21 protein-coding genes are annotated in these 15,714 nt (G+C 41.3%); all 21 read right to left on the bottom strand.

What is annotated here, in order from left to right:
- Positions 1-320: 320 nt before the first annotated feature.
- Complete coding sequence (locus AABM38_RS10180) at positions 321-1,439, bottom strand: DUF4362 domain-containing protein (protein WP_423410263.1); 1,119 nt, start codon at positions 1,437-1,439, stop codon at positions 321-323.
- A 624-nt stretch (positions 1,440-2,063) separates the two neighbouring features.
- Positions 2,064-3,758: a M3 family oligoendopeptidase gene (locus AABM38_RS10175; protein ID WP_423410262.1), complete on the bottom strand. Its 1,695-nt coding sequence runs from the start codon at positions 3,756-3,758 to the stop codon at positions 2,064-2,066.
- A 683-nt stretch (positions 3,759-4,441) separates the two neighbouring features.
- Positions 4,442-5,224, bottom strand: coding sequence for a hypothetical protein (locus tag AABM38_RS10170; RefSeq protein WP_423410261.1), 783 nt, complete (start codon positions 5,222-5,224; stop codon positions 4,442-4,444).
- 199 nt (positions 5,225-5,423) lie between these two features.
- The gene (locus AABM38_RS10165) at positions 5,424-5,765 is read right to left on the bottom strand and encodes a YolD-like family protein (RefSeq protein ID WP_423410260.1); all 342 of its coding nucleotides are present in this window, start codon (positions 5,763-5,765) and stop codon (positions 5,424-5,426) included.
- A gap of 100 nt (positions 5,766-5,865) precedes the next feature.
- Positions 5,866-6,300 carry a hypothetical protein gene (locus AABM38_RS10160; RefSeq protein ID WP_423410259.1) on the bottom strand — a complete coding sequence of 145 codons (435 nt, stop codon included), beginning with the start codon at positions 6,298-6,300 and terminating at the stop codon, positions 5,866-5,868.
- A gap of 171 nt (positions 6,301-6,471) precedes the next feature.
- Positions 6,472-7,293 carry an ATP-dependent DNA ligase gene (locus tag AABM38_RS10155; protein ID WP_423410258.1) on the bottom strand — a complete coding sequence of 274 codons (822 nt, stop codon included), beginning with the start codon at positions 7,291-7,293 and terminating at the stop codon, positions 6,472-6,474.
- A gap of 107 nt (positions 7,294-7,400) precedes the next feature.
- Positions 7,401-7,943: a hypothetical protein gene (locus tag AABM38_RS10150; RefSeq protein WP_423410257.1), complete on the bottom strand. Its 543-nt coding sequence runs from the start codon at positions 7,941-7,943 to the stop codon at positions 7,401-7,403.
- Positions 7,944-8,076: 133 nt separating this feature from the next.
- Positions 8,077-8,523, bottom strand: a complete 447-nt coding sequence (locus AABM38_RS10145) for a phBC6A51 family helix-turn-helix protein (RefSeq protein ID WP_423410256.1) — start codon at positions 8,521-8,523, stop codon at positions 8,077-8,079.
- A 12-nt stretch (positions 8,524-8,535) separates the two neighbouring features.
- Positions 8,536-9,126 (bottom strand): hypothetical protein, encoded by a 591-nt coding sequence (locus tag AABM38_RS10140; protein WP_423410255.1) that lies wholly within the window; start codon positions 9,124-9,126, stop codon positions 8,536-8,538.
- 45 nt (positions 9,127-9,171) lie between these two features.
- Positions 9,172-9,858 (bottom strand): hypothetical protein, encoded by a 687-nt coding sequence (locus AABM38_RS10135; RefSeq protein ID WP_423410254.1) that lies wholly within the window; start codon positions 9,856-9,858, stop codon positions 9,172-9,174.
- Complete coding sequence (locus AABM38_RS10130; RefSeq protein ID WP_423410253.1) at positions 9,855-11,861, bottom strand: phage tail tape measure protein; 2,007 nt, start codon at positions 11,859-11,861, stop codon at positions 9,855-9,857. Before AABM38_RS10130 ends, AABM38_RS10135 begins: the two co-directional genes overlap by 4 nt.
- A gap of 323 nt (positions 11,862-12,184) precedes the next feature.
- Positions 12,185-12,523, bottom strand: a complete 339-nt coding sequence (locus AABM38_RS10125; protein ID WP_423410252.1) for a hypothetical protein — start codon at positions 12,521-12,523, stop codon at positions 12,185-12,187.
- A gap of 143 nt (positions 12,524-12,666) precedes the next feature.
- Positions 12,667-12,954 (bottom strand): hypothetical protein, encoded by a 288-nt coding sequence (locus tag AABM38_RS10120; RefSeq protein WP_423410251.1) that lies wholly within the window; start codon positions 12,952-12,954, stop codon positions 12,667-12,669.
- On the bottom strand, positions 12,954-13,106 hold the full coding sequence (locus AABM38_RS10115) for a hypothetical protein (RefSeq protein ID WP_423410250.1): 153 nt from the start codon (positions 13,104-13,106) through the stop codon (positions 12,954-12,956). Before AABM38_RS10115 ends, AABM38_RS10120 begins: the two co-directional genes overlap by 1 nt.
- Positions 13,107-13,122: 16 nt before the next feature.
- Positions 13,123-13,497, bottom strand: coding sequence for a hypothetical protein (locus AABM38_RS10110; RefSeq protein WP_423410249.1), 375 nt, complete (start codon positions 13,495-13,497; stop codon positions 13,123-13,125).
- Positions 13,478-13,657, bottom strand: coding sequence for a hypothetical protein (locus tag AABM38_RS10105; protein WP_423410248.1), 180 nt, complete (start codon positions 13,655-13,657; stop codon positions 13,478-13,480). Before AABM38_RS10105 ends, AABM38_RS10110 begins: the two co-directional genes overlap by 20 nt.
- Entirely contained in the window at positions 13,654-13,791 is a 138-nt protein-coding gene (locus AABM38_RS10100) for a hypothetical protein (protein ID WP_423410247.1), read from the bottom strand. Before AABM38_RS10100 ends, AABM38_RS10105 begins: the two co-directional genes overlap by 4 nt.
- Positions 13,772-14,230 (bottom strand): HNH endonuclease, encoded by a 459-nt coding sequence (locus AABM38_RS10095; RefSeq protein WP_423410246.1) that lies wholly within the window; start codon positions 14,228-14,230, stop codon positions 13,772-13,774. The genes AABM38_RS10100 and AABM38_RS10095 overlap by 20 nt, the downstream gene beginning before the upstream one ends.
- A gap of 231 nt (positions 14,231-14,461) precedes the next feature.
- Positions 14,462-14,602 carry a hypothetical protein gene (locus AABM38_RS10090; RefSeq protein ID WP_423410245.1) on the bottom strand — a complete coding sequence of 47 codons (141 nt, stop codon included), beginning with the start codon at positions 14,600-14,602 and terminating at the stop codon, positions 14,462-14,464.
- 271 nt (positions 14,603-14,873) lie between these two features.
- Positions 14,874-15,089, bottom strand: a complete 216-nt coding sequence (locus tag AABM38_RS10085) for a helix-turn-helix domain-containing protein (protein ID WP_423410244.1) — start codon at positions 15,087-15,089, stop codon at positions 14,874-14,876.
- A gap of 85 nt (positions 15,090-15,174) precedes the next feature.
- A complete protein-coding gene (locus tag AABM38_RS10080; protein ID WP_423410243.1) occupies positions 15,175-15,687 on the bottom strand; it encodes a hypothetical protein in 513 nt (170 codons plus the stop codon).
- Positions 15,688-15,714 lie beyond the last annotated feature (27 nt).

Raw genomic sequence — 15,714 nt, 5'->3', positions numbered from 1 at the left:
CGGTTTAACTATGTGGAGTTGGCAGAACCGCCTGGGAATCGAACACAATAACCTGTCACACAGGTTCCGAGCGGTTTTGAAGTATACTGACACCTGCTTATCCTTTATCTTGATGTACCCCAAAGTATGTTAAACAAGGTTTCTTGCATACTAATGATTACTTTTGATTTCTATATTTTATATTTGGGGCTCCAAGCATAGCTAGAAATTGTATTAATACTTCGAAGATACAAAATGAGTAATTCTTATAAAAAGCTCAAAAATCAAGCTAGCAATATTGTATGGTATGAAACATTCCTAAATTTGCATTTCCACTACCGCTAATTTATTTTTTTAATTTCTTTCACCTTGGCTCTTCCTGGCTTCGATCCGCGGATGCTGCCGTCGATCGTTGCCCGGATTTTATCACCAGGCTGGTAATCTTCAATAGGAACTCCTTCTAATTCGGTAAAATCAAATATGAATGAATTCATGTCCATTTGCTTTATTTCATCTTTCATCCATTCATAATCCATTTTATTTAATTCTTCTCCAATTAACAAAGTGTTGTCTTTTCGTTCTAGCACATATCCTTGAACGATAACATCAGGCTTTTCCGTTTGTAGCTGCTCAGTTTGCGCAATTATGTAATTTGCAATCTTTGTAAACTTCAACCCATATAAGCTTTCGTCACAATCCTTCCAGCTAATTTCCCGATCCCCTCCATTGATATATACCTTTAAATTGTACTTTATGGCGTTAGGGCGATCACATGATGTAAAGGTCTCTTTATCATCCAAATAATTCGCAAAGACTAGCCTTTTATACAGCTCTTGCTTTACATTATCGGCCATCTGAAACGGTTCAGTCGTACCATTTTCTTTTTTGATCTCGCCGGTTTTTGTATTTATTTCGTTCTCCAGCTTCTCTCCATAATTTAGATCGATTTCAAACAAATCCTGTTGACTCATGTTATATTCAAGTTTTAGGATTTGATTCATTCCGGTCGGTAGATCTTTACAATCAGTTGCTATGTAAGTGGTATTGGTAGGATTTATTTCTTCAATTAAATGGCCGCACTTAATCGTTCGAATTTCTCCACTCCCATATTCATCACGGGTGTTGTCATTCTTCACCACAAGAGATTCCCCATTGTATTTCAAATCCGTTACAATCGGATCCCCTTCAATCGTGTAGGAAACGATTCGTAAATCAGAAACCACCCCACTCTTCATATCGTCATAGAAACGCTGCATCCTTTCAATCCCTTCAACGCCTCCATGAGTATTCAAGACATCAACATTCCCCACATCCTTCACATAAGGTTTTGGGCTTTCTTTGCCTGTTGCTAGAGACTCTACATTGGCATTAGGGTTACCAATTTTGTTAACTTGAGAATTACATGAAGCTAGCAAAAAGATTAAAATAAAATAAAAAAGGAATTTCGATATTCTTTTCATTTGACCCTCACATCCATTCAATAATTTTAGTACAAGACACCTATTTTGGATAAAAATTACATCCTTTAATAAATAGACGAATGAATGGAGAAAACGTCACAATACGTTTTCAGTTATTTGGTCCAAAAGGGAGAAGCATAGGGACGTACCTTATGCTTCTACATCACAGTTGCTAATGGAAGAAGCCGGGGTTATATCCCTATTTATTTATCTCATAAAATAAAAAACGCACAATTATAGTTGGTGAGAGTGCGTAGGGTGAAATATATTATTACAAAAACATAAAAACACATGTGAAAATCACTTCGAACAGTTGTATATAAATTTGGCGGTACCGCCTGGGAATCTGGCACTCAGGTCAAAACGGTTTGAAGTTTGCTGCCATATGTTTTCTAGTACCCCGATATAACCAAAAATACTGATAAATTAAGGTTTCTTAACTTCTAGTATTTTCATGAGATATCAACAAATCCGGCACCTAGCATGGCACCAAAATACAAGTTAATTCCTGTTTCACAATGGTGGATAAAACTTGGGTTGTTGTTGAGGAAAAAAAGAAATTGGCCCTCCGATAGCGGCCAATCCCATTATATATACTTATTTAGTTTTTGCTATATTTCTTTATTAAAGAGCCTTATCATCAACTGTATTCAAATAAGCTTCGATTTCACCAATCACAGATTTCACACAACCATCTTCAAATGGAGAAATTAAGTTCGCTTCACGGACAAGCTCTGTGAATGATAGGCTTCCTCCCTGCTTACATAGATGTAGATAATCCTTCCAGGCATCCTCTGTATTTTCCTGAGTACGTTTCCAGAATTGTAACGCACAAATTTGAGCTAGTGTGTAATCAATATAGTAGAAAGGAACCTTGTATATATGTCCCTGCTGCTGCCAGAAACCGCCATTTTCCAAAAAGTCGTTTCCTTCATAATCGCGATGTGGCAAGTACTTCTTCTCAATTTCTCTCCAAGCTTGCTTGCGCTCAGATGGAGTTGCTTCCGGGTTGGCATACACAAAATGCTGGAATTCATCGACTGCTACACCATAAGGAATAAATAGAACCGCTTCACTTAGATGAGAAAACTTGTACTTATCGGTATCTTCCTCGAAGAAAAGATCCATCCAAGGCCAAGCCAAGAATTCCATACTCATCGAGTGGATTTCACACGCTTCTAGTGTAGGGAACGCGTATTCAGGTATTTCAAATACACGACTTTCATATACTTGGAACGCATGTCCCACTTCATGCTTTAATACACGAACATCACCTTTTGTGCCATTAAAGTTTGCGAATATGTATGGTGACTTATGTTTGCTAATATAAGTGCAGTATCCACCGCCAGCCTTACCCGCTTTGCTTAATAGGTCCATTAGGTTGTTTTTTACCATATAGGTGTAAAACTCATTCGTTTCAGTAGACATTTCCTCGTACATTTTCTTCGCTTGATCGACAATCCACTCCGCATCTCCTTTAGGATCAGGATTTCCTGTCTTAAAGCTGAAGCTGTCATCGAAATATTTATATGTATCTACACCAATACGTTCCTGCTGTCTTTGTTTTAGTTTTGTTGCTAAAGGAACGATGTACTCTTTCACTTGATCACGGAACTTTGCTACCATTTCAGCATCATAATCAGTACGAGAAAGTCGGGCATAGGCTAACTCTTTAAAAGAAGAGAATCCTAGCTTCTTAGCAATTCTAGTACGCACTTTTACGAGCTTATCGTATAAATCATCCAATTGATCAGCATGCTCAACGAAAAAGTTGTACTTCGCTTCGTTTGATTCCTTCCTAATGGTACGGTCAGGTGATTGGTGATAAGGAACTAACTGAGCAAGATTTTTAACTTCCCCATCATATGGAATTTTAGCTGAAGCAAGTAAATCAACATACTCACTAACTAGTTTGTTTTCCTCCTGCATTTCTTTCAACACATCAGGAGAGAATGTCTTTAATTGACCGTCAGCTAATAAGAATAACTGTTTCCCCCACTTTTCTTCTAACTGAGAGCGGAATTTAGAACCTGTAAGCGCCTCGTAATATTTTGTGATTAGACCCTTGTAGGCTGGTCCTACTTCATTGAAAAAATCTTTTTCTTTCTTATAGAAATCATCCGTGGTATCAATCGTCTGACGAATTTGAACAATTTGTCTCATGCTTTCAAACTCAGAGCGTAACTCATTGATTTCTTTCATTACTCGGTCCTGAACATCAAAGGACTCAGCAGATTGGAACCTCTCTATTAATTGATTAAAGTTCCCCTCCACCTCTTCAATATTTGGTCTTGTATATGGATAATCGTTAAACTGCATGAAAGAATCCTCCTGTAGAAAATTTTCGTATAAAGTACCTATTTCGGCAAAATGAGGCAATCTCCTTTTAAATTTTTTAAAAAAATTTCGTTATTCGAAATAAAGATTTTACTGTTATTCTTAGTACTATCTAAAAGGTGGTTCCCATTCTAGAGCGTTTTTACTAGGTCTTCAATTCACTTTGAGGGATTCCGGTCCTAGAGATCGTAGTCGACTTTTTGTTTTTGCAGAAAAAAGAGCAGATTAGTGAGGGGGCCTGTCCTACTCATAATAACGCAATAAATACTGCATACAAAAAAATCGCACAGCTTGATAACTGTGCGGTAAAATTATGTATATTTTGGCGGGACCGCCTGGGAATCGAACCCAGCTAACCTGGCACGCAGGTCACAAGCGGTTTTGAAGACCGTGTTACCCTTAACGCTACTATCAACGGACACAATCAGCGTCACATCAACGTTCACTTCAGCGCTCACACGGTTTTCGATCAATCACCTGTACAGTTTTCGTTTGACCTTTACGGATTTATTATAGTAGTAACCGACGAATACAGTCAACCTTTGACAAATCATACTCGTACATAATACTTTCTGCCAAATTGCGAAATTAACATTTAACATTTTATTTAATCTCTGAAGAACTTTCATTGGTGGTCAAACCTTTTCTTTAAATATAATAATAAATTATAGAATGCTTAAGAAAAATAATATAACAGGAAGAATCACTGTAGAAAATGCAATCCATGTGACTTTCCTTTTTGCTTTACTTCTTTGTAAATGTTCAGGCCCAAACTGAAATTCAATATCCCACCATAGTTCGTTAATCCATTTATTTATTTCCAATCTCCATACGGCTGATATCATTACTAAAAGGAAAGTTATATATATCCACACATTTTCAGTCTGAGGTTTACTGTTTAAAGTTATCCAACCAATTTTTCCTAATACGCCAATAAATAAAGTAATTGTAAGGAAAGTGAGGAATGAAAGTACAAAAGAAAAGATTGTAGCTACGATCCCCTTGTGGTTTAAAATAAAGTTTTTCTGAGGTTTTACATGTTCAATTACTTCTTCTAACTCACGAAACCATAATTTCGGTAAACCGTTATCACCAGACACCTCTAATTTATTTATATAAAAGTGATTTCCTTTTCCTTCATTTATCATGAACCGAATTTCTTCTCTTCTGTGACCCCAAAAAGTAATATTAATAGAAATAACTTTTTTATAATCGATAATGTCATTTTTAGTAAGTAAATCTAAGGATTCATTAGTGTATTGAGTACCATCATCACAAACAAGTTCAACTTTAAATCTGCCTCGATAGTGACTTGCTTCGTTTAGAGGATCGGCGATGAATTGTTTATAATTGTCTTCATAAATTGAATAAATCATATTTGCAATCTTGATGATATTATCTTTTGAAAATATTTTGTTTTCAATTTTCTTTGTTATCATTTCATTCATCTTGTTATCTCCCATGACTAATATATTAATATTTTATCATGGTTTACCAAAATTTGAAAAATATTAAATATTCATATATCAATTTTATTGGGATAAAACTCTTTTCTGTTTATGCAGAAACATGGGAGGAATAAACGGCATTTAATTTACCTCGTTAAGAATCTACTATTTTTACAGGTTGGTAACTTCCTGGGAAATATTATAAGTCGATAATCTTTACCATTACTATGTCATTAAACTTAATCCGTAGCACTGCGCCGTCTTCCGAAACTATCCGAACCTCCTTCCGAATAGGATCGAGGTAATGAACGTGGCCTCTTTCTTCGTATGTAAATCCGTCATCCCATTTCGAAATAACGACCGGAAGAGTAAATTCCATCGCCTCGCATATTCGATTTTCCAACTCTTCGATTTCGTATTCATCGAGTATCGGTTTAGCCTTGCGCATTTCATCACGCGCTAATTCTCGCAGCATTGACCGGTGCTCTGGCGCAAACAAAGCGCCCAGCCACTTGATTTTCCCTCTATCGCGAATTTTCATACCGTCAATCCTTTCGAAGTGTTTACGGTTATTATACACGAACAAACGTTCTTTAAAACACAAAAAAATAATGGCCCTTTGAAAGCAGCCATAATTATTCTTACTTATTCAAAAGCCCTGGTAATAAATCTTCAACGAGCTCACGCAAGTCTGGTGCAGCGTGGTCAATTAACTCGGAGCGTTTTTCAGCCGCTCGTTGTCCAGCAACTTCTCCTGCATCTACATTTTCATCATAAGGAAGGTCTTGTAAAATTGATCCAGCTTCACGACTCTCATCGAACGATGCAAACTGGTCAATCGAGCCACCTTCTTCGATTAAATCAGAAATTTTGTTCAAAGTTTCATCGTCGACTTCTTCATCTTCCTTTAATTCATCAACGTTTTCTCGTAAATCTTCAAGCAATTTCTTTGAGAGCGATGCATATGGAGAAATGTACTTGCCTCTAGCTGGGTAATCAGCCTCAGTGAAAACTGCCTCATCGATTTTCTCAAGAATTTCTTCAAGACGATTAATGATAACTTTAGTGTTAGACACTATAAATTACCTCCTTTTCTATTTATTGGATTAATTATAAAGGCAAAGGTCAAATTTGGTCAAATGTTTTGCCTCCTTTATGTACATATATCCTATCCACTTATTTTTATGGTGTTTTTCAAAAAAATCCCCAGCAGTTAACTGAGGACACATCTTATCTTAATCTGGTGCTTAATCACACCAGCTATAAAAACTAGGCAAGCGCAATAACCCTGCCTTTGTGTAGTTTCGAAATTTCACACGTATTTCCATCGGATCAATATGCGCAAAGTCTTCAGTTTCCTTTATGATAGCCCCCCGGTATATCCTCACTTTTTCTTTTGACGGCACACCGAGCTCCATAACGCCCATATAACGCCCGTCTTTATCAGCGAGTAACCAGCCGAAGTCTTTCTTACGGTAGCCAGTAACGAAAACTTCAGCGTATTGATAATTTATTACCTTTAACCAATTCGTTGACCGTTTACCGACCTGGTAACGGCTGTCCTTACGCTTCAGCACGATACCTTCAAGCGATTGATCGCATACAGCATCGTAATAAGCAGTGCCATGTCCTTCAACGAATTGAACTTTCGAAAGCAAAGCGGAATCAGTCGGTACTAAGTCCGCAAGTAGCTTTTTCCGGTCTAGCAGCGGCAGATTAGTAACGCGCTTGCCTTCGCGCTGGATAACGTCAAAGGCAACGAATGAAACGGGCGTCTTATCTTTCCGGCTCATAAAGCGACTCATTACCGCCTCGAAGTCCGGCTTACCGTCGTTATCGCTGACGATTAATTCACCGTCCAGAGTAGTACCAGACGGAATGTCGAGCGAATGTAGTTCCGGAAACTTAGCGGTTATTTCATTATTATGGCGCGAGTACAGGCGGACTTTGCCTGCGTCGTCGACCGAATATATCAAACGGATGCCGTCGAGTTTCAGTTCGGTTATGTAATCGGCTGAGTCAAACGGTTGATCCGATTTGTGTAGTAACATCGGAGAAATAAACGTCAAAACGAATTCACCTCACCGCTAATTTTATCACGATTTAGGTAGAATGTACTATTTTCGGATACCAGTAAGTTAATGGAAAAAGCCCCGACCGTAGTCGAGGCGGTATGTTATCGTTTAATCTTCCAACCACCGAATAGTTTCTGCGATGCAAGGACGTCTTTATTTAAGGCGCTTCGAATATCCACGTATGTACTATGCGGAGCAAGCGCGTTTTCGATTGAAGTGCCAGCCGTTGTTGCAAAGCTCATTTTCTCGCTTTCGTTCGATGCCGCCCAGGTTCCCTCGTCAACGAATACGTCGACTTTAAAGTGATTCGTATTATAAACGATATTTACATCAGAAATAATCCCGTTGGATTTCTCGACCATTTCACCGCCAGCGATTTGAAATGCAGCAATAAGCGCCTCAATTTCCGCCTTTTCTTCGGCTTCAGCTTCCTTTTGGCGCTTTTCCGCTTCTGCTTTCTTCTTCGTTGCTGCTTCTTTCTTAGCTTTCGCCTCTGTATCCGCCTTTTCTTGTGCGGCCACCTCTTGCGCTTTCATTTCAGCGCGTTCCTCTTCACTCGGCTGGAAAATGACGGTTAAAATAACGAATCCAATGATAACGAAAAACCACCAACGCTTATAAAACGGCTTCTTCACTTTTTCCATTTCGAAACACCTCCACTATGATTCTACCACCATTATAGTATAGAAGATTCGTGAATTGTAAAATTTTTCTAGGTGTCTATTTCTTTTTTATTCGTCAGCCGCCCGCATAAAAAGCGCAGGCGACCGTTGCATTTTAGTTAAGCATTTCGTTAAGTTCCGCGAGTTTGTCGCTTACTTCTGCGTCAGTTAGGCGTTTAGATTTGCGCTCACCTTCAGACGTTGAAATTTCCGAACGGTTAATGAGTCGGCCGGTCGTCTTAAGGTAAAGTTCAAGCGCCTTAATCGATCCCATTCCGTTATTTGACGTACCGCGAACGAGCTTCATTAGCATCGCCATAGCTTCCGAATAGAAATCATCGAGAGTCATGTCGGTAATACTGTTTTTATAGTCGATAAAGTTCCGATCAGTCTTGCGCCAGTTGTAAAGGGTTTTCGTATCAATGGCGCATTCACTGGCGATTTCTTCAAGCGTTTTCTTTTCGCCTTTCATATTCGTAGCTAGGTCGTTTTGAACAAGCAGCCATGCGGCTTTCTTCTGAACTGGCGATAATTCAAGTTCTAATTCTTCAATCGTTCTCATTTTAATTCCCCCTTAATGTAAGTGTTTAATTGATTCGTAATGATTGTATAGTTTCGAAAGTTCTTCGTTGAATAACGATTCATCCTCTTTATACCTCTCGTATTTTGCTCTTACTTCATCAGACTTTTTATAATTTTCCGGTGTAGTTAAATTTGAATCGTATGTGAGTTGACCCAGACGTATATCGAATCCATGTTTAGCCATTTCTAAGTGAAGTAATAACCTACGCACATATTCTCTTGGATTTACATCTCCGGGATTTTGTATTAATTTTATAGCTGATAAAATAGACCCCGAAATTATACCTAGCCATCGACCTTCAACCGTTTCAGCAAGTAATTTAATTTCTTTTTTAGCGTCTTTTAATTTGCTTAAATCCACTGGAATGATTTCTCTCGCGTCATCACAAAGCTTTGTGTACTTTGCCAAAAAATCAAAAACATATCTATTTCGTTCTTTCAGCAAGTAACCAATTTCTAGCGGAACGAACTTAGCCGGTCTCTCCGCGGGTAACCCTCGTGCCACTCTTTCGCGCTTCATTTCTTCAATCTGTTCTTTCATCTTTGCAATATCACTGCGAATCTTATCAATACTGTCCGCCATATAAACACCTCCATATTAAAAAGCCCGGCTCGAAAGCCAGGCCATCTATTCGTTCACCTTAATCGAATCTTCGAAGCACGCAAACTCGCCCGTCTGAGGATCACGGTACAATACGCAATAGTTACACGTTTCAGATACCGTTTCCGCGTCCGTTTCAAATGCCGCAGCTTGAATCGAAATAAAGAACGATAACGTTGCCGCAGCTACTTCACTGACATCAGACACTTCCGGATATTTGACCGCCTTTAAAATGGCGTCTAGTTGATCGGCTGAAGGTGCGATGATTCGCATGTCCTGCGCTCCATGATCGTGTTGTTTATACTTAACGGAACAACCTTCGCCAGTATTGAACGTTAGCACACCGGTCGAGCCGTCTTCGTTAAAGCCGCTAATCATTATTTGCGCTGTCGTGTCGTCGTCCAATAGCTTGCCGAATCGTTTATGCGTTTTTAAATCTTCGACTACCTTTTCGAAAGGCTTTCGGAAGTCCAGCAAAAATTGTCCGCCAGGCACTTCGGCCGCTAGACGTTTCTTTACTTCGTTGACGAAGCCAGTCAAACCACCACCGCCGTAAATAACGTAAGGTGCTATGCGCTCTACCTTACTCTTTTCTGCATCCAAAAACGGAACATATTTAACGTCGTTACCTGTTTTAAACGCCAAAGCCTGGCGAGTGTCGGAAGTCATAGCAACCAACACCCCACCTAACTCGGCGCCCTGTATGAGCGTCAAATTAATGCCACCGCCTTTAGTGCCAGCGGTTTTTTCTGCGTGCTATTTGTCAGAATTAATGCTAGAGCAGCCGCCTTTTTCTTCGTCTTAGCTGACGTCTTTTTAATCGGCGAATTAATGTCGAGCATGTCTTTAATGCCTTTTGGAATTATCGAAGCAATCTCCTGGATTTTTGCTTTTACCGTTCCCATCATTCCGCTGATTCCGTTTACCAGACCTTGAATGATGTTACGCCCAATCTCACGCAAATTAATGTCTTTGAGATAGCCGATAATACTCTCGCCGATGTTTTTCGTCGTATCTTTGATAGCATTCCATGCGCCCTTCCAGTCGCCTTGTAACAATTTCGTAGCGACCGTAATAATGCCTAGAATCGTTTGAATCGAGCCTGCAATGACCGCTTTAATGACGCCCCAGGCGATTTGAACAGCGCCAGAAATAATCGGCCATACGGTCATAAATACCGCCTTAATTGCCGACATGGCGACTTCGATATTTGCTTTTACTGATGTGAAGTAGAACTTTACAAGCTGCATTATTGACGAGCCGTTATCGTTCCAAAACTTTTTAATAGCGCCTAGTTGCTCGCCAAAGAATTGCGAAACGGATGACATTACACTAACAACAACGCCTTTAATGAAATCTAGCGACGTTTTAAATGCGCTTTTTATCCACGCCCAGGCAGAGTCTACACCGTTTCTAAACCAATCAATCTTCTGATAAGCAAGATAAAAAGCAACTCCAAGTGCAGCAATCGCTAAGACTACGCCCGCAACAACTGCCGATCCGATTAATAATTGCGCCGTCGTAATCTTCAATAGACCCGCAATCGCTGCCAAACCGGTTGTAATGGACGGAATCAACGGAATAAGCATCAATAATGGCCCGAGGAATAAGCCGAATGCAACCGACGCAAGCCCAGCCATCGCGATAAAGTTCTTCATTTGCGGTGATAGTCCGTTAAACTTTTCGATGATCCCGCTTAAAGATTCGGCGACGCTACGGAAGGTCGGAATAAGCGCAGTACCGATTGATATACTCGCCGTTTCTACCGCTCCGGATAGTTGATCCATTGTGCCTTTTAGGTTGTCTTTCATCTTTGCCGCTGTTTCGGCCGAAGCTCCCGCGCTATTTTGAAGTGATTTCGTCATTTTATCAATCGTATCTGGCCCGGCTGCCATCAGCGATAACATACCGGAAACTGCTTCGGTTCCAACGATGGACGCTAAGTTAGCCGCCTTTTGTGTGTCGGTCATACCTTCCATTGATGCTGAAATATTTTCGATTAGACCTGACAGCCCTACGAAGTTACCTTTCGTGTCTGTTACCGCAATGCCAAGCGATTCCATTAGCTTCGAATTCTTTTCCGATGGGTTTAATAGCGCCAATAATGCGCCTCGCAGCGTTGTACCAGCTTGTTCTCCGCCCATGCCTGCATCGCTTAAAATTCCGATAGAAGCCGATAACTCTTCTAGACTTACGCCTAACGCTGCCGCTGGTGGGCCGGCATACTTCAACGCGTACTGCATATCAGTTATATCAGCCGCCGATTGGTTCGCCGTCTGTGCTAGTATGTCCGCAACCTTTGACGCCTGGCTCGCTTCTAATCCGAAGATATTTAGAGTCGATGCCATAACTTCGGCCGTCTGCGCCATATCAGCACCAGCCGCTTCTGCTGCGCTAATAACGCCGGGCATACTACCCAAAATATCTTCGACTGTAAAACCGAGGGCTGCTAATTCCTTTTGCGCAGTTGCAACTTCAGATGCGCTCATAGATGTTGACGAGCCTAAGTCTAACGCTGATTTCCTTAACGCGTCTAATTGCGTTGATGAAGCGCCTGCGATTGCGCCAACTTTGCTCATCTGGGCCTCGAAATCAGCCGCCGTATTAGTCGCAAGTCCTAAAGCTCCGGCGCCAGCAAGCGCAAAACCTGTTATCGCTTTTCCGGCACCTCCAAGAGCGTCAAATGCCTTTTGCGTAGATGCTTCAAGTTGACTCATTGTATTCGAAAAATTGTCTATCAAAACTGTTAACGTAACGGCTCTTTATCCGCTACCTCTTACGGTTTCCCGCAAGTTCAGACTATATCATCGTCCGCTTGGGACGCCGCGCGCTCGTGTCGCTTTACCGCCGTCGTCTCTACGTTACGGCTCCTTGCGTTAGTCGTTACACCTTCCGTTGATTTCTTAACGGCTTGGCTCGGGATTAGCACCGCCATTATGCGCTGAGCCTTCCCCGAATTCACGCGGTATTTTTAGAAGCGAATTACTCCGCAACTGGCCCAGACGATTTCGGAGCCGATATCGTGAACGAAATGTTCATATTAGACATTACCGATCACCCGCCTTGTATACTCGACAATTAATCCCGCTGCCTCGTCGCCTTTTAGTTGTGCTTGGCCGTACTTCCCTTTAACGCCAAGCTGATTCGCCTTAATAGCGATCGCTAAACCTTTGCGCAATAACCTCATATGCTGCCGATCTTCGCGACTAAGTTTTAGCGCATTTACTCGCGTCTGTAATTCGCTGAAACTGCGCTCTGCTTGCCGGAAAATTGCTTTCGCATCTTCCATCGTTGAGCCAGTTCGGGAATCAGCTGCCATTTTGTCGCCAATGCGCTTTACTTCGGTGAGTATCGCAGCGACATCTTGTAAACTGTTCATTTCGACTCCTCCTTTTGATTTTTTGAAAATAAAAAGAGCCACCCGAAAGGCAGCTCCCTTAGTCGTCAAACAACGACCCAGTCCAACAAAGAAACGCGTTCCATCATATCGGATGACCAAGCCGACAGCGGATGGAAAGTTATTTATTTTTTAGGTTTCACCCAAGCAGAAGGACGTCCATTGTAATTTGTTATTCCTTCGATTTCATAATCCTTATTGTTCTTAACGAAGTCATAGCGGTCAAACTCATTCGCAAAATGGATGATATACTTCATCTCGTTAAACATAACGCTCAATCCATCACGATTCCTGCCGAAAATTCCAGCAACGTCAAAGTCAGGGTTTTCTTGCTTGAATTTCTCAAACTCCTCAACTGAAGCAAAGTGCATATTTGTTTGTCCAAACATTTTTTTAATAGGTTGATATGTCATTATAATTTTCCCCCTCTAATTTTCCCTTTTTGTTTTAGACGCAAGTATGTTTCGCGCCCGAGGTTTTCGTTTTCTTCATTCTTCTTTGTCGCTGACTCCTTTAACTTTTCGTTTTCAGCCAGCAAACGCTCATACTCCTGCTTGTAATCCATTTCCTATCACACCTTTTTAAACGTCGATAATGATTGAACTGCGCCGTGCCCTTGCATCGTCAGCCAGGTCGCTTGCACTCGACGGCTTATACCACCGCTTAAAAACGACCGTCTTCTCGTCTTGATTTGCTAGTATTTCAAGCGATCGACTTAACCGGTCACGACTCGCAAACTGTGAAATACCCGACCGAAATATTACTAACGGCCGTTCAGCGTGCTTTAATAACTCCGGCAAGGCAGCACGCAAACAAGCGTAAGTCGATTCGTACTCGTTAATCGGATAAAACAGGCTTGCGACCTTTACGGCCTGGCGATCGATTTTGTATTCGGCACCGACACCGAAACCATCATCGAATCGTTTGACGGTCATATCAATCGTTACTCTGTTCATTCGCTTCGTCCTCCGCTTGGTTAAGTTTCGCAAACAGGCGTGTCGTCCAATCGAGGTTGTCTTTGCGTGGATTCTTCTTCTTTTTAATGCGTTCAAGCTTTCGCTGTTCTCGCTGGCTCATACCATCAAAGCGCGTATCCTTTGCGTTTTTACGACTCATTCACTCACCTCTTTCGGGCGAAATAGTCCGCCAATAAGGCGCCCATCAAAGTCGTAAATCTCTGCGATAGATTCATAGTTTGCGTCATCGATTAGCTTCTCAAGAGCGCCACGTTTATCCGTGTAAATTTGCATCCATATCACCTATAATTCGCTTATACTCATATTCAACGTGGTCATGCGCCATACTCATTACGACGTCCTGGACTGGTTGCTTCGATGTAATCGCGACAAACTGTGCAATCATGCCGAAGTTATCCCGGACGAAACGATCCTCGTTATTGAACATGAAAGTGACTAACGGAAGGCTTCCTTTCATGCAATTGCATTTTCCGCATGAAATTGCGAGATTGCTAATATGATGGCGACCGCCGACTGATTTCGGAATTACATGCTCCAGATGAAACGTACCAGTCTCTTCGCTTTCAATGGCGTTACAATAAGCGCAGCGCCCATCGTATGCAGAAAATAGTGCCTTTACTTGATTTAAAGTAACTTCAACCTTTTGGCCGTCGCGTTCTGCTCGCTGACATAGTTTCTTATATGCATGCGCAGCTTTATCATAGGATTTCATCTTACAACTTTTACACCTTGTTGTTCGATGTCCTGTACCGGTGTATCTTCGATCGACCTCAAACGCTGTAATTTCCTTTGTTTCGTTACAAATACGGCAAGTTTGTTTTTCCATTACTTCGTTCCGCCTTTTTCCAATGTTTTATCGATTTTGTTGTTTATACTTTTCAGTAACTCTCTAATTTCGTCTAATTCATTCTTGATTAGCCCATTCATTCGTTCATTCGCTCCCTTATTCGTTTATTATTTTTTCAATCTGTCCGATAGTGCGTTTTACTTCACTAAACACACGAACGTCAGTGTGCTTACTTACTTCAACTAGCGCCTGTAGATAGGACACTAATGAAGCAATCGTTTCTCTCTTGTCGCTCATTCAATTCACCTCTTTTTTCGTCGAGCATCAAAGTGAAAGTCTTGCCATAACCGCGGGATCATTTCGTTAATGTGTCTACGGCTACAATGCGGGCCAAACGTAAAGATTTTCGTTTCAGTACCGTCGGTGACACGCGCGGTAATGTTTCTGGGGATGCGGATAGTCGCGTCCTGGAACACAAAAAATTACGTGTATTGCTTTTTCTCCGCTCACTTTTCTCACTCGCTTTCTTAACATCATCGGATAGTTGACATATACTTATTTTGGAGACTTACGCGCTTGTTCTGAACCTTTCGTAAAAAAGAGAAAAATCCCCAGGCAATCCCGACTCAATGCGCACCAACTTAGCACGTACATAATCAGAAACTTCTCGCTGACCGTTCTCGATGGCACAAATAGTAGATGCAGCAACACCGATTCTCTTTGAAAACTTCTCCATTGACTCACCCAGATAGTAGCGGATTGCCTTCGCTTTCATTCCGTTCATTTCGTTTTCCCCTCCTTTATTCCGTTTCGCCGCTAAAAAATACCGGCCTGTCACGGCCTTCCTACTAATACCTTTTTGTCGCCACTTAAAATAAATCGCGATCATCACCGTGATAATTAACGTGTCGTTTGGGCTTCTTACGATTACCTTCGCACATTCTTTCTCGGCTCGTTTCTACGTAATCCATTAGCGCTACACCTGACGGCCTTTCGAATTTCCATCCAATTTTAATCATCGAATATTCGTGAATCCAAAACGGGTATTCTAACCACCAGATATAATCGTCCATTAATGTGTGCTTTCTCGGCTTCGGATTTAATAACGCATCGTCAGCCCTTTGCTGGCGCCTTTGCAACGTCTTTACTCCGGTCTTACATTCGTTCGAACATGTCCGCTTAGTATTACGTAAGCTATCATCACGCCAAAGATGTTCGCAAAATTCGCACCGCTTAATACGTTTGTCTGACCGGTCGTGTAATTCACCTCTGTTTAACGCTTGTAAAACCGGCAGCGCTTCCGCCATACTTAACCCGTTTATATACTGTTGCGCAAATTCGATTGCCCCTTTTCCATAATCCCGATCCTTTTTGGCTGTCATTTTCATTCCCCTTTTTGGCTGTTTTTT

The sequence above is a fragment of the Heyndrickxia sp. MSNUG genome (assembly GCF_049532715.1).
GTDB lineage: Bacteria > Bacillota > Bacilli > Bacillales > Cytobacillaceae > Mesobacillus.
Note: the sequence above shows the minus strand (reverse complement) of the source record. Positions and strands in the feature narration are given on the sequence as shown.

Excerpts from the sequence above, each read along its gene's own strand:
- AABM38_RS10180 (WP_423410263.1), bottom strand. The coding sequence starts at position 1,439 with ATGAAAAGAATATCGAAATTCCTTTTTTATTTTATTTTAATCTTTTTG.
- AABM38_RS10175 (WP_423410262.1), bottom strand. The coding sequence starts at position 3,758 with ATGCAGTTTAACGATTATCCATATACAAGACCAAATATTGAAGAGGTG.
- AABM38_RS10170 (WP_423410261.1), bottom strand. The coding sequence starts at position 5,224 with ATGAATGAAATGATAACAAAGAAAATTGAAAACAAAATATTTTCAAAA.
- AABM38_RS10165 (WP_423410260.1), bottom strand. The coding sequence starts at position 5,765 with ATGAAAATTCGCGATAGAGGGAAAATCAAGTGGCTGGGCGCTTTGTTT.
- AABM38_RS10150 (WP_423410257.1), bottom strand. The coding sequence starts at position 7,943 with ATGGAAAAAGTGAAGAAGCCGTTTTATAAGCGTTGGTGGTTTTTCGTT.
- AABM38_RS10145 (WP_423410256.1), bottom strand. The coding sequence starts at position 8,523 with ATGAGAACGATTGAAGAATTAGAACTTGAATTATCGCCAGTTCAGAAG.
- AABM38_RS10140 (WP_423410255.1), bottom strand. The coding sequence starts at position 9,126 with ATGGCGGACAGTATTGATAAGATTCGCAGTGATATTGCAAAGATGAAA.
- AABM38_RS10130 (WP_423410253.1), bottom strand. The coding sequence starts at position 11,861 with ATGAGTCAACTTGAAGCATCTACGCAAAAGGCATTTGACGCTCTTGGA.
- AABM38_RS10125 (WP_423410252.1), bottom strand. The coding sequence starts at position 12,523 with ATGAACAGTTTACAAGATGTCGCTGCGATACTCACCGAAGTAAAGCGC.
- AABM38_RS10120 (WP_423410251.1), bottom strand. The coding sequence starts at position 12,954 with ATGACATATCAACCTATTAAAAAAATGTTTGGACAAACAAATATGCAC.
- AABM38_RS10115 (WP_423410250.1), bottom strand. The coding sequence starts at position 13,106 with ATGGATTACAAGCAGGAGTATGAGCGTTTGCTGGCTGAAAACGAAAAG.
- AABM38_RS10110 (WP_423410249.1), bottom strand. The coding sequence starts at position 13,497 with ATGAACAGAGTAACGATTGATATGACCGTCAAACGATTCGATGATGGT.
- AABM38_RS10105 (WP_423410248.1), bottom strand. The coding sequence starts at position 13,657 with ATGAGTCGTAAAAACGCAAAGGATACGCGCTTTGATGGTATGAGCCAG.
- AABM38_RS10100 (WP_423410247.1), bottom strand. The coding sequence starts at position 13,791 with ATGCAAATTTACACGGATAAACGTGGCGCTCTTGAGAAGCTAATCGAT.
- AABM38_RS10095 (WP_423410246.1), bottom strand. The coding sequence starts at position 14,230 with ATGAAATCCTATGATAAAGCTGCGCATGCATATAAGAAACTATGTCAG.
- AABM38_RS10090 (WP_423410245.1), bottom strand. The coding sequence starts at position 14,602 with ATGAGCGACAAGAGAGAAACGATTGCTTCATTAGTGTCCTATCTACAG.
- AABM38_RS10085 (WP_423410244.1), bottom strand. The coding sequence starts at position 15,089 with ATGAACGGAATGAAAGCGAAGGCAATCCGCTACTATCTGGGTGAGTCA.
- AABM38_RS10080 (WP_423410243.1), bottom strand. The coding sequence starts at position 15,687 with ATGACAGCCAAAAAGGATCGGGATTATGGAAAAGGGGCAATCGAATTT.